At 42.8% G+C, this 13,526-nt stretch carries 11 protein-coding genes; 6 read left to right on the top strand and 5 right to left on the bottom strand.

The genetic code is table 11. The features are described 5' to 3' along the window. Position 1: 1 nt before the first annotated feature. Positions 2 to 676 carry an outer membrane beta-barrel protein gene (locus SKC38_RS02310; RefSeq protein ID WP_377974729.1) on the bottom strand — a complete coding sequence of 225 codons (675 nt, stop codon included), beginning with the start codon at positions 674 to 676 and terminating at the stop codon, positions 2 to 4. 82 nt (positions 677 to 758) lie between these two features. On the opposite strand from SKC38_RS02310, the gene SKC38_RS02305 reads away from it, so the two are divergent. Continuing rightward, a complete protein-coding gene (locus SKC38_RS02305; protein ID WP_377974727.1) occupies positions 759 to 1,367 on the top strand; it encodes a ribonuclease HII in 609 nt (202 codons plus the stop codon). 58 nt (positions 1,368 to 1,425) lie between these two features. Further along, positions 1,426 to 5,328: a S8 family serine peptidase gene (locus tag SKC38_RS02300; RefSeq protein ID WP_377974870.1), complete on the top strand. Its 3,903-nt coding sequence runs from the start codon at positions 1,426 to 1,428 to the stop codon at positions 5,326 to 5,328. Here SKC38_RS02300 and SKC38_RS02295 read toward each other — a convergent pair. The 3 genes from SKC38_RS02295 to fcl are packed head-to-tail and all read right to left on the bottom strand — an operon-like array spanning position 5,318 to position 7,985. Continuing rightward, positions 5,318 to 6,304, bottom strand: coding sequence for a YhdH/YhfP family quinone oxidoreductase (locus tag SKC38_RS02295; RefSeq protein WP_377974726.1), 987 nt, complete (start codon positions 6,302 to 6,304; stop codon positions 5,318 to 5,320). The two genes, SKC38_RS02300 and SKC38_RS02295, sit on opposite strands and share 11 nt — an antisense overlap. 5 nt (positions 6,305 to 6,309) lie before the next feature. Then, on the bottom strand, positions 6,310 to 7,047 hold the full coding sequence (locus SKC38_RS02290) for a class I SAM-dependent methyltransferase (RefSeq protein ID WP_377974724.1): 738 nt from the start codon (positions 7,045 to 7,047) through the stop codon (positions 6,310 to 6,312). Next, positions 7,047 to 7,985 (bottom strand): GDP-L-fucose synthase, encoded by a 939-nt coding sequence (fcl, locus tag SKC38_RS02285; RefSeq protein WP_377974722.1) that lies wholly within the window; start codon positions 7,983 to 7,985, stop codon positions 7,047 to 7,049. The genes SKC38_RS02290 and fcl overlap by 1 nt, the downstream gene beginning before the upstream one ends. 125 nt (positions 7,986 to 8,110) lie before the next feature. Here fcl and SKC38_RS02280 point away from each other — a divergent pair, with 125 nt between their 5' ends. From SKC38_RS02280 to SKC38_RS02265, 4 genes are read left to right on the top strand one after another with little or no spacing between them, the layout of a single operon-like run. Further along, positions 8,111 to 9,049, top strand: coding sequence for a toxin-antitoxin system YwqK family antitoxin (locus SKC38_RS02280; protein WP_377974721.1), 939 nt, complete (start codon positions 8,111 to 8,113; stop codon positions 9,047 to 9,049). Positions 9,050 to 9,081: 32 nt separating this feature from the next. After that, positions 9,082 to 9,387, top strand: a complete 306-nt coding sequence (locus SKC38_RS02275; RefSeq protein WP_377974719.1) for a hypothetical protein — start codon at positions 9,082 to 9,084, stop codon at positions 9,385 to 9,387. Between the two features lie 31 nt (positions 9,388 to 9,418). Continuing rightward, the gene (locus SKC38_RS02270; protein ID WP_377974718.1) at positions 9,419 to 10,948 is read left to right on the top strand and encodes a SulP family inorganic anion transporter; all 1,530 of its coding nucleotides are present in this window, start codon (positions 9,419 to 9,421) and stop codon (positions 10,946 to 10,948) included. 1 nt (position 10,949) lies between these two features. Then, complete coding sequence (locus SKC38_RS02265; protein WP_377974716.1) at positions 10,950 to 11,579, top strand: carbonic anhydrase; 630 nt, start codon at positions 10,950 to 10,952, stop codon at positions 11,577 to 11,579. A gap of 79 nt (positions 11,580 to 11,658) precedes the next feature. On the opposite strand, the gene aspS is transcribed toward SKC38_RS02265, so the two are convergent. Continuing rightward, complete coding sequence (gene aspS, locus SKC38_RS02260; RefSeq protein WP_377974714.1) at positions 11,659 to 13,422, bottom strand: aspartate--tRNA ligase; 1,764 nt, start codon at positions 13,420 to 13,422, stop codon at positions 11,659 to 11,661. Positions 13,423 to 13,526 lie beyond the last annotated feature (104 nt).

The raw sequence follows: 13,526 nt of genomic DNA, 5'->3' as shown, positions 1-13,526 counted from the left end.
CTTAGAGAATCTCGTCGAAGAAAACACGCATGTAAAAACCGAGTGACTGATTATACAATGATTTTGTATCAGTCGCTATATTGATTAGTCCTGCTTGGTAAGTTAATCCTACGGATACAAAGTTTTGGGAAACAACACCGATGCCCACTTTAAAACCTAGGTCTAGTCGGCGAACATCACGCGAAAAGCTTTCACCAGTCGTAGAAGTCAATACATAGGTCCCTGGCTTCAGCACATTTGCTGAGCGGATATCGTAAGTAGCGTTGTCCCAAAGGCCTATTCCCATGTATGGACCACCCCACACGGAAAACCCACTCGCATATTCGGAAACGGAACCTAATTTAATCTCGAAATTAGGGCTGATATCCAAGTAGTTTAAGGATATGTTTCGTTCTGTATACGTAGAATCCGAATAATTCGTTTTGCCATGAAATCCTTTTTGTGACAAGGTTAATTCGGGATTAAAGCTGACGCGGGATGTTAATGGATATTGCACACCGAAGCCAACTTCGAAGGCTGGTTTAAAAAAATAGGTTTCCCCTCCTACACCATCACCGCTGAAACGGGCCGACTTCGCTTCGATATGGAAAATCTTTTTGGAGCGATTTTTTTGAGCAAATGCTGTATTTACAAGTAGCGAAATACACAAAAAACTACAAACTAGGTGCTTAATCATAGGTGGAATCATTGGAAATAATTAGCAATTTTAAGCCATATTTGTGGAAACACCAACAAAATTTATTGTACGCAACGGAATAATGTCAATAATTAAACACGCTTTACTACCTTATTTTCATGCTGAAGGGATCGAAGCAGGCCTAGATGAAGCCGGTCGAGGGTGTTTGGCAGGACCTGTAGTTGCAGCTGCTGTCATTTTACCCAAAGATTTTCATGATAAATTATTGACTGATTCTAAACAATTGAATGCGAAACAGCGGCAACAATTAATCGAAGTGGTCAAAACCTATGCCATTGATTATGCGATTGCAGAAGTTGACCATGAGACGATTGATCAAATTAATATCTACAAAGCAAGTGTCATGGCGATGCACAAAGCTGTGGACAAACTACAAACTAAACCTGACCATTTATTAGTCGACGGAAATCGTTTTATTAGCTACCCATTTGTCCAGCACACCTGCATTGTGAAAGGAGATTCCAAGTATTTTTCGATTGCGGCAGCTTCCATATTATCCAAAACTTATCGAGATGAATGGATGCAAAAAGCTGCAGAACGCTTTCCAGGCTACGGATGGGAGCGAAATGCGGGCTATCCGACCTTGGAACATCGAAAGGCAGTCCTTCGCATAGGACCTACGGAAATCCACCGAAAAACCTTTCGTGTAGAATTAAAGGAAAAAGCCTAAATTAGTACTTTAGCTCTGTGTGATGCGCCCCCAACAACTACTTAACACGGTTATCTTGATGCTTATTTTCTCCATGAGCATTCATGCCCAACATGAATTGTACAGGGGTGAAAATAAACAACGCATGCAAGAGTTTGCGGATGATTTCAGTCGGGAGCAAAATAAGCAGTATTTACAGAGTCAAGCACTCGCCAAACAGAATGGCATTAAACTCCAAGACCAAATCGGGGATAAAAAAATCACTTTACAGCAGATCAATTCACTTGGAGAAGCCCTATATCTAGGGATCGAGTCGAATCGCCGTTCTGCACAAATAACACGTACTGATCAATTGTATAGCACGGGAGGATTAAGCCTTGCCTTAACGGGGAAATCTGACACGCTTGCTGGAAAACTAGCCCTTTGGGATGGCGGAGGTGCAATGTCGACGCATCAGGAATTTGGCAGTCGCATAAAATCACAAGAGAGTGTATTAACATCCGACCTGCACGCCACGCACGTTGCGGGAACAATGATTGCTAGTGGGGTAATTGCTTCGGCACGTGGAATGGCTTTCGGAGCGGATTTAAAGGTCTGGGATTATAATAATGACAATTCAGAAATTAGTGCAGCATCACCGAATTTATTAATCAGTAATCATTCCTATGGGTATCAGGCGGGATGGGTTTATGACTCGACGAAAAACAAATGGCAGTGGTGGGGAAATGATGCTATCAGCACACTAGAAGATTATAAGTTCGGGTATTATGACAGCAATGCGCAAGCCTTGGACAAGATTGCCTTCAATGCCCCCTACTACCTCATTACCAAATCAGCTGGAAATAGCCGATCAGAAAATGGCCCTGATTTCACCAAAGGCGAATATTATTACCTCAAAAACACAAAAGATTCCAGCAATATCATCCGGTCAAAAAACGACGCTTATGATATCATCTCCACGACGGGTACTGCAAAAAATATCTTGACCGTGGGAGCCATTGAGTCAATCCAACAAACCCCTAACCTTGCTTCTGATCTCCGAGTAAGCAATTTTACGAGTTGGGGTCCTACCGACGACGGTCGGATCAAACCGGATATTATGGGCGTAGGGACCGATATTTTATCCACCAGCAACACCTCAAATGCGGCCTACACAACCCTCGACGGGACCTCCATGTCTTCCCCGCAAGTTGCCGGATCTTTGTTTTTGCTTCAGCAGTTATACAATCGTCTAAATAATGGCAAATTCATGCGTTCCGCAACGCTAAAAGGATTGGTCATCCACACAGCGATGGATTTTGGACCTGTGGGGCCCGACTACCAAAGCGGATGGGGATTATTGAATGCAGAAAGCGCTGCAAAAGTCATTCAAAACACGGATAAAACCCAAGCAATCCGAGAGCTTAGTTTAAGCAATGGCACTTTATATACAGAAAAGCTGATAGCATCAGGAGCAGGAAATATTAGCGTTACGCTATCTTGGACTGATCCAGAAGGCAACGTTTTGCCTCTTGTAGCGAGCAGTTTGAATAACCGAACTCCTCGGCTCGTCAATGATTTAGACATCAAAATTCAGGATAGCAAAGGCACCTACCTTCCCTTTACCTTAGACCCAGAAAATCCGAGTGCTCTTGCCAAAACTGGGGTAAATAATCTAGATAACATTGAAAAAATCATAATTCACCAAAGCATCCCAGGCGAGACTTATACCTTATCAATCAATCACAAAGGGACGTTGAAAAACAATTTGCAAGACTTTTCACTGATTCTTTCTGGCATCGCGGGTAAAACATATTGTAGTGTAAGCACAAGCACAAATAAATTACTGATATCACAAGTTTTGGTGGATAGTAAATCCATCGCAAATACACTTGATAGTTCTGGAACGGCCATTCCCGTTGAAATGGGGGAAACGAAAATTGCCAACATCCTATTCAGCAATTCAACAGCCAAAAACTTGCGAGCAGTGGCTGATTGGAATCAGGATGGAGATTTTGATGATGCGGATGAATTAATCAATGCGTCGACAAACCTTAGCGCTAACAGTATTAACCTTTCCATTACACCACCAACTAGCGTATCGGTCAACAAACGCTATAAAGTGCGCATATTGGCATCAAATGACCCGATTTCAGGCAGCTGTGGCACGATTTCGAATGGAAATATCCTCGAAACAAGCATTCAAGTTTTACAGGCGTCCAACGACATGGAAGCCACAGGCATCTCAACTCCCGTGGGTAATTTCTGTCAAAATACCGGCAGCCTCAAACTCATCGCACGAGTGAAGAATAGTGGCACTAAAACACAAAACAATGTACCCGTTCAGATTTCAGTTTTTGAAAATGCCCAACAGATCGGAACCTTAAAAGGTATTGTTAACAAAATCTTTGCTGGCCACGAACAAGAGCTTGCCTTGCAAGCAGATATCACACTCCTAGCAGGTAAAACCTACAATTTTGAACTCACAAACCAGTTGGCAAGCGACCAATACGCCCCCAACAACAAAATCCAAATTCAACAGAAAATTGAAAGTCCTCAAACTCCCGTCGCCACAGGAACCCAGTGTACACCGGGGACTTTGGTCAATTTGACATCCCTTAGTGATGGGGCGCTTTGGTATGCAAACAATACATTGGTAGGTACGGGACCGAAAATTAGTCTTCCGGCAACTGCCACGTACCAAGTTGCGCAGGCCGATTTTTCTGGCAACTTGAGTCCGAGTGGCAAGTTGGCATTTGGAACAGGAACCTATTACGAAAACTTCGGACCACAACCTATCTTTGAAATAAAAAGCCCCATCGTTTTAGAAAGTGCCCGCATCTACGTAGGAACTTCTGGGACGATCACGTTCAGCGTGTACAACAAGGATACAGGAGAACTTGTGGCCTCCACAACCAAAGAAGTAGAAGCCACACGCACGCAGAGCAATTTGACGCGCGTGGGAGGCCAACTCATCGACGATAAAAGCGATCCAGGCCAAATCGTCTATTTGAACCTAGCTTTCCCGAAGGCTGGGAGCTATTTGATTTCGCAAACATGTTCAAATGGAGCCAGTATTTTCCGAAGTAATCGAAGTTTGGCGGATACGGTTAACGCACCTACAAATTTGGGCTATCCCTACAGCATAGCCAACATTCTTTCACTTACAGGAGCCAAATTCAATGGATCGGCAATTACGACAGGCTATTATTATTTCTATGACATGAAATTCCGATCCGTGGGTTGCCCGAGCCCCCGGAGCCAAGTGGCAGTGAACACAAGTCCAAGTCCCACCGTAAGCATAAGCCCAACGGGAACCCTAACGGCTTGTTCAAACGAAATAAAATCCTTAGTGGCAACCTATAGCGAAAACTCATCCATTCAATGGTTATTGAACGGTGTTGCTATTGAGGGAGCGACACAGGCAAGTTTTTCTGCAAATAAATCCGGAATTTATCAGGCCCAAGTTAGCAACATCTCCAACTGCAGCAACACAAGCAGCAGCTTCAATTTAGTCTATTCAAACCCTTTATCTCCCTTATTGTCCTATGCAAATGGAGTCTTGAGATCATCTGGAGGGAATAACATGCAGTGGTATTTGAACGGGAAAGCAATCCCTGGGGCGATTGAAGCCAATTACCTGCCCACAGAATCGGGAACCTATGCAATTAAATTGACAGACATCAATGGTTGCGTGGCAAGCTCAGAAAATTATCGCATTAGCATCTTGGCTAACGCAGAACAAAACCCCTTCCTTCAAATCACAGCTTTCCCTAATCCGACACAGAATGAAATTACACTCGGTTTACCGGATAAGTTCCAGCAAACAGCTTCACTGAAAGTTGAGCTTTGGAACCAAGTAGGCCAAAGGATAAAAACGGTAAATTTTGAAAATCCAAGCCAACAAATTAGGCTCGATGTAAGGGAACTGACGAATGGAAATTATATCATTTCATTCCCCGAAATTCCGAATCAGGCAGGCATCAAATTTGTTAAATTTTAACCAAGTAACGACCACTACTATTCCCCGCTAACATTTTTTCAAGTACTGAAGGGACCTCCTCAAGATTAATTTCTTGACTGAGGCTTTCTAAGTCGACTGACCAGATTTCAGCTATTTTCTCCCACAAAACCTGTTTGTAGAACAAAGGAGATTCAGCAGAATAAATGCCAAGCATGCGCGTTCCTCGTAAAATAAATGGATAGACTTGGAGCGGCAATTCTACCCCCGCAGCCATGCCACAAACAGCTACGGATCCGCCATATTGTAAGCGCTTGACAACTTGAACTAAATAATCCCCGCCAAGTGTATCAATTGCTCCCGCATATTCCATAGGATAGAGAGCTTTAACAGGTTCTTCAGCAAATTGTTGCCTCGAAATAACGCGCGAAGCTCCTAATCCTTTCAACGTTTCCTCAAACGCAGGTTTTCCGCTTAGGGCAACCACTGAAAATCCTAAATGACTCAACAAACGAATACTAATCATCCCTACGCCTCCGCTGGCACCCGTCACTAACACCTCACCTTTTTCAGGGCTTAGCTGATTAGAAATCAAGGAATCAACGGCCATGGCGGCCGTTAAACCCGCCGTCCCCCATTGCATAGCGATGCGCGAAGGTAAGTTTTCTGGAATTTCGATAACCCAATTGGCAGGCACACGAATATACTCCGACAAGCCTCCATGCGAATTCATCCCCATATCAAATCCGGTAACCAAAACGCGAGCGCCTAAAGGAAATTTTCCTGAAAGGTCGGTTATAACTACACCCGCTGCATCAATTCCAGGAATGTGTGGAAAATTTCGGGTAATGCCTTTATGGCCGCTTGCCGACAAAGCATCTTTATAATTCAAGGAGGAATATGCTACTTTTATGAGAACATCTGACTCAGGCAAAAAAGTCAAAGGTAGAGTTTGAAGCGCTGTGGACGCCTGGCCCTCAGGACTGATTTCCGTTACGAGTGCACGAAAAGATTGCATAAGCCTTATTTCTTAGCCCAGAAAAAGATCATTCTAGGTGATTTTTGTTCATCAAACTTAGCTAAAGAATAGTCTCCCGCCAAATTGATAAATGTTAAGCCCGCTTGCTCAGCATAAGCCAAAAAATCATCCTTGGAAATCAATTCAACTTTCTCTTGAAAAGCATAGGATTTACCTTGATCCTCGAAAGAAATGGATTTATAGAGATAGCCATTTTCTTCCCAACGCTTAATATGAAACTTGATTGCACCGCGTTTGACAACTTCTTCCGGAACTAAATTCGCAAGAATATAGGTGGGGTTTAGAAAATCCATCACCAAAATTCCATCTGGCTTCAAACCTCCAGCAAACGTCTGGAATGCTCGAGCATTATCAGAAGGTTCATCGAAATACCCAAAACTCGTAAAAAAGTTAAATACAACATCGTAATGCGCTTGCTTAGGCAGAGGCACACGCAGGTCATGTACAAAAAAACGTAAGTGTTTATTGGCCAAACGATTTGCCTCCTCAATGCTACTCGGGGACAAATCAAAACCCTCCACATGCATCCCGTGGCGCTGAAGCATTTTGGCATGACGACCTTTGCCACAAGCCGCATCCAAAACAAACGCTCCAGGTGCAATTTTCAAATAAGCCTGTAAGGTTTCAATAAAATGTTTGGCTTCCTGATCATCCCGACTCGCATATAATTGATGATAATAAGGAGAATCAAACCAGGTACTAAACCACGTCGCTTTTTCCATTATTTGCGCAAAGCGAGGTTTTGTAAAAAATCTTGATAGGCCAAATGAATTCCATCCGCCAACTCGATATGGTGCTTCCAGCCTAATTGATGAAGTTTAGAAACATCCATCAATTTACGAGGGGTACCATCGGGCTTGGAGACATCCCAACGAATTTCTCCATCGAAGCCAACAATTTTTTGGACCGTTTCCGCGAGTTCTTTGATTGTAACGTCTACTCCCGTACCGATATTCACCAATTCTGTGTCGCTGTAATTTTCCATTAAGAATAAACAGGCCTCCGCTAGATCATCTGCATACAAGAATTCACGCATGGGAGATCCCGTTCCCCACAATTCCATGGTTGCATCCCCTCGCTCTTTCGCTTCATGAAACTTCCGAATCATCGCAGGCAACACATGCGAATTCTGCAAATCGTAATTATCATTTGGACCGTATAAATTTGTCGGCATCACTGAAATAAAATCACAACCATATTGCGCGCGGTATGCCTCGCACATTTTGATTCCGGCAATTTTGGCAATGGCATAGGGTTCGTTGGTCGGCTCTAATACACCTGTCAACAAATAAGACTCTTTCAGCGGCTGAGGTGCCATTTTAGGGTAAATACATGATGAACCTAAAAACATCAATTTAGTCACCTGATTTAAATAAGCCGCATGAATGACGTTATTTTGAATCGCTAAATTTTCATACAAAAAATCAGCCCGGTAAGTATTATTCGCAATGATACCTCCTACTTTGGCAGCAGCTAAAAACACATAATCCGGCTTTTCTTGTTGGAAAAACGCTGACACAGCTTCTTGATTCCGCAAATCCAATTCCTGGGATGTACGAACAATGATGTGTTGATAGCCATGAGCTTGTAACTGTCGAACGATGGCAGAGCCCACCATTCCTCGGTGTCCTGCTACATATATTTTAGCTTCCTTTTTCAATGATTGATTGCTATGAGATAATTAACTCGTAAAAAACCTTGCAAAAATACACAAACTACCCTAGCTAATCATTTAAATTCCTATTTTTGGGAAATTTTTTTGGGCGCTTTGCGTTCTAAAATGCCATGAAAATCAAGTTCCTTATTTTTTGTTGCCTCGTTGTAGCTGTCTTTTCAAGCTATGGTCAGGCACAAGCGGTCATTTCTACCAAAAAACCGTTGACAGACACAAGCGCTCAAAAGGGATTTCTTGGAGGTAGACTTAGCACGGGCTTGGAGGAACAATTGGAAGGAGCAAAAAAAATCAAATCGGAGGGCAAAGCGATTATTGAGGATTTGGGAATCAAAAACCTGGGCATTAAAGCGAGCATGCTCGCACGCCGAGCAACCAAAAAAGCACTACCTAAAGACGAATATTCAGGAATAAAAACGGAGAGACGTCTTGGTAATTATGGCAGCGGAACACGGAACACACAGGAAGAAATAAATGTGGTCAAATATGTAGAAGATGAGGCAGTTAGCCCTTATGTTGCAGAAATTTGGTGGTTTGACCCCGCTCAATCGCGCATCGTAACTGGCTCATTGAAAGATAATAAATCAGCACAAATCTGTCACGGCCCTTTCCGACGAGTCGTAAACCAAAACGTGACGGAACAAGGATATTTCTACATGGGAGCCAAGGATGGTCGCTGGGAAACCTATGGCCCGGACGGGGAACTACTCAACAAACAATATTTTCATCGCGGTTTTCCTGTGGAGTCTCGCATGAGCTATTTTGACAACGAACAGAAGAAAATCAAAGAGCTGATTCCTGTGGTTTATGGCAAAGTCCGGGGACAATATCGCGCATTTTATGTAAGTGGAAATGTAAAAGAAGAAGGCATGCTGGATGACAGCATACGCGTGGGCCGCTGGCGCGAATATTATGAATTTGGTACAGGTGGCCGATTAAAGAAAGAATGGCGCTACGGAAAAGACAAGTTTGACACTCAAGAACCGGAATTAGTTCAGGAGCGCGATGCGCAAGGGAAGATTATTTACCAACTCAAAACAACGCTAGACTAATGGTGTGGCTATTGATTTTATGGGTAAAGTTTATGTCGGGGTTTTGTACGGCACAAGAACCGACGATGCCTTTAAATCCCTTTGATGGATATAGTTTCCAAGTCAAGCAAACAGAACAGCAGGCTATAGTAATTAATTATGCTCCTGTCGATTCGGAAGAAGATTCGGAAGACTCAGACGACCTAACAGATTCCGTTTATGTAAGTAAGTCGACTTTAGAAGCTTTAATCCCCCATTTTACACAAAATATCTTACACATTTACAACTATCAAGATCGCTTAAGTCAAGCGCATCTTTGCCCCATTATAACCCCACCCGATACACATACAAATAGTTAGATTATTGTTTTGACACATTAAAAACGTTTGTATGAACTTTCAATATTATCGTAAATCTCTCTTGGCAGGAGATTGGAAATCAGGTATAGCCGTATTTCTTGTTGCCCTTCCTTTATGCCTTGGAATAGCCTTAGCATCAGGAGCACCTTTGATGGCAGGCCTTGTTGCCGGCATAATTGGCGGAATGCTTGTTTCGCTTCTTTCCGGCTCAGAACTTTCGGTCAGTGGCCCAGCAGCTGGCCTAACCATCATCGTCGCGAATGCCATTCATGAATTAGGAAGCTTCGCGGGATTTTTAATTGCGGTCATTCTAGCCGGCGTGATTCAAATTATCTTGGGCTTAATAAAAATGGGGAAAATTGGCGGATTTTTCCCGTCATCAGTTATTCGTGGCATGCTTGTCGCCATTGGTATTGTTATCATTTTAAAGCAGATTCCGCATGCATTTGGGGATGACTTAGACTTCATTGGAGAATTTGAATTTTCTCAAATTGCAGATGGTCAAAATACCTTTACAGAATTAATGGCATCATTCCGTGATATTAAGTTAGGGGCATTAATCATTTCCAGTTTGGGCTTACTCATCTTGTTTTTGTGGACCGCAGTCGCAAATAAATTACGTTGGATGCAGGCTTTACCAGCTTCACTAATTGTGGTATTATTTGGAGTCATATTGAATCTTTTTTTCGCTGGGTACGCCCCTCAATGGTATCTAGGAAACTCGGCAGAACACATGGTGAGCCTCCCAGTATTTAAGAACATGAATGAGGCAATTAGCGGACTCGTACTACCCGATTGGTCCTTTTTCACAAACCCAAAAGTATATACGATCGCATTTACGTTAGCAATCGTAGCCTCTTTGGAGAGTTTATTATCCTTAGAAGCGACAGAGGCATTAGATCCGCAGAAACGAATTGCTTCAGCAGATCGGGAATTGATCGCACAAGGAATCGGCAATATAAGTAGTGGATTATTGGGTGGCCTACCCATTACATCGGTTATTGTGCGTTCCTCCACGAACATTTATGCAGGAGGAAAATCTAGGATGTCTGGTTTCGTACATGGCGTACTCTTGCTCTTAGCGGTTTTGGCATTACCCATGTATTTAAATAAAATTCCGTTAGCCTGCTTGGCCAGCATTTTGCTATATACAGGATATAAATTAGCCCATCCAAAGGAATTCAAAAAAGTACTTTCAGAAGGCTGGAAACAATGGGTTCCATTCCTGATCACCATTGCTGTTGTAGTTGGGGTAGATCTCCTTTGGGGCATATTCATCGGTACGGTTATCGGCCTCATCTTTGTCATCATCACGAATTACTCCTCCGTTTTTTCCGTTTTCCAAAATGGGAACGAGGTATTAATCAAGTTTCAAAAGGACGTTACGTTTCTACATAAAATGGCTTTAAAAGAAGCCTTAAGAAAAATACCTCAAGGTTCAGATGTATACATCGACATTTCGAAAGTGCATTTTATGGACCATGATATCAATCAATTGATACAAGAATTTATATCGACAGCGCATGAACGCGGCATAGAGGCCGACTTAAAAAAGAAATAATATGAAGGAGTATAAAAAATTATTGTTGAGCAATAAAGCCTGGGCTAGTGAGCGCCTTGAGCTTGATGAGCATTATTTCGATAACTTATCGAAAGATCAAAACCCGCTATTCCTCTGGATAGGCTGCGCAGATAGTCGTGTACCCGCTGAGGAAATAACGCACGCAGATCCGGGCGATATTTTTGTCCATCGAAATGTGGCCAATATGGTTGTTCATACCGACATTAATTTACTGTCGGTACTTCAATACGCCGTCGAAGTATTGGAAGTTAAACATATTATCGTTTGTGGACATTATAATTGCGGAGGCGTAAAGGCGGCTATGACTAACCATGATTTTGGCTTAATTAATAAATGGCTTCGTAACATCAAGGAGGTTTATGAGAAGCATTTCACGGAGCTTCATACCATTGAAGATGAACAGTTACGCTTTAATAAGTTGGTGGAACTTAATGTTGCTGAACAAATTCAAAATTTGGCTAAAACGACGATTGTTCAAAAAGCGTGGGCAAAACGACAATTCCCTCATTTACATGGCTGGGTATTTGACATCCATCATGGACAGATCAAAGAAGTTTTGAATATTAATGCGGGCGAGTGGGAAAGCCCTGTGTTTAAATACGAGTTCTAGCATCCCAACACTAAGCTTTGGCAAACCTTAAAGGATTGCCAAAGCTAGGCGGGAAATGCGACAAAATCGCTACTAAAACTTATAAATTCGTTTTGATTTTCAACTCATCCAATTGCGCCTGAGCCAATGGAGATGGCGAATCAATCATCACATCACGACCTGCATTATTTTTAGGGAAGGCAATGTAATCACGAATGGATTCTGTTCCTCCGAACAAAGAACATAGTCGGTCAAAACCAAACGCCAAACCACCATGTGGCGGCGCTCCATATTCAAACGCATCTAGCAAGAAACCGAATTGCGCCTTCGCCTCCTCCTCGCTAAATCCAAGGACCTCAAACATTTTCGACTGCAAATCTTTTTGGAAGATACGAATGGAGCCTCCGCCCACTTCTACACCATTCACGACTAAATCGTAAGCATTCGCACGAACTTTACCTAAGTCACCAGCTTCCATCAAGGAAATATCTTCTGGCTTAGGGCTTGTAAACGGATGGTGCATCGCGAACCAACGGTCCTCTTCCTCTCCGTATTCTAATAATGGGAAATCAACAACCCAATGCACTTTATAATTGTTCGGATCACGCAATCCCATGCGCGTTCCCATTTCGAGACGAAGCTCATTTAATTGCTTACGCACCTTATCTCCATCACCAGACAATACCAAAATCAAATCTCCTGGTTCCGCATTAAATGCTGCTGCCCAAGTAGCTAAATCTGATTCTGAATAGAATTTATCAACCGATGATTTCACGACACCATCCGGCTGAACGCGTGCATAAATCAATCCTTTGGCGCCAATTTGTGGACGACGAACAAAATCCGTCAACTCATCCAATTGTTTACGCGTATATTCTGCAGCTCCTTTCACACAAATCCCGACAACCGTATTCGCTGCATCAAAAACCTGAAAATCTTTTCCGGAAGTCAAATCAATACCCTCTCCTTTCAGCTCCACGAACTTCATATCAAAACGAATATCCGGCTTATCAGAACCGTAATATTTCATCGCATCCGCATAAGTCATTCGAGGCACTTCGCCGATATCCAAACCTTTGACAGTCGAGAACAAATGACGAATCAAGCCTTCAAACATGTTCAAGATATCCTCTTGCTCCACAAATGACATTTCACAGTCAATCTGCGTAAACTCTGGTTGGCGATCCGCACGTAAATCCTCATCACGGAAACATTTTACGATTTGGTAATAACGATCAAATCCCGAAACCATCAACAATTGCTTGAAGGTTTGAGGCGATTGCGGTAAGGCATAAAATTCACCTGGATTCATCCGAGATGGCACAACGAAATCACGTGCACCTTCCGGGGTTGACTTGATCAACACGGGAGTTTCCACCTCAATAAAATCTTGCTTATCTAAATAATTACGCACTTCACGACCTACTTGGTGGCGCAAACGAAGACTCTCACGAATCGGATTACGACGCAAGTCCAAATAACGATACTTCATGCGAATATCATCGCCACCATCCGTCTCATCTTCGATCAAAAACGGAGGTAATTTGGCAGGATTTAAGATGCGTAAATTGCTCACCTTAATCTCTACATCACCCGTAGGCAACTTGTCATTTTTTGCCAAACGTTCTACAACAACTCCTTCTGCTGCGACAACAAACTCCCGACCCAAGCCACGCGCTAAAGTCAAGGCCGACGGATCTGATTTCCCTTCTTCCAACATTAATTGGGTGATGCCATAGCGATCGCGTAAGTCGATCCATAACATGCCTCCCTTATCACGTGTTTTTTGAACCCAACCACATAAAGTGACTGTTTGGCCCACGTGCTCCATTCTCAATTCGCCGTTCGTGTGTGTACGTAACATAGTTTATTATAAAAATTCGTGCAAAATTACGGAAAAGAGTATGTAGTGTAAAACATTTACCCGTTTATTCTTATTTAGTTAATTTCACGGGAAATTAAATTGAC

Origin of the sequence: Aquirufa echingensis (genome assembly GCF_042714525.1) — a bacterium.
Lineage (GTDB): Bacteria > Bacteroidota > Bacteroidia > Cytophagales > Spirosomataceae > Aquirufa > Aquirufa echingensis.
The sequence above is the reverse complement of the archived record's forward strand: the minus strand, read 5'-3'. Positions and strand labels throughout refer to the sequence as shown.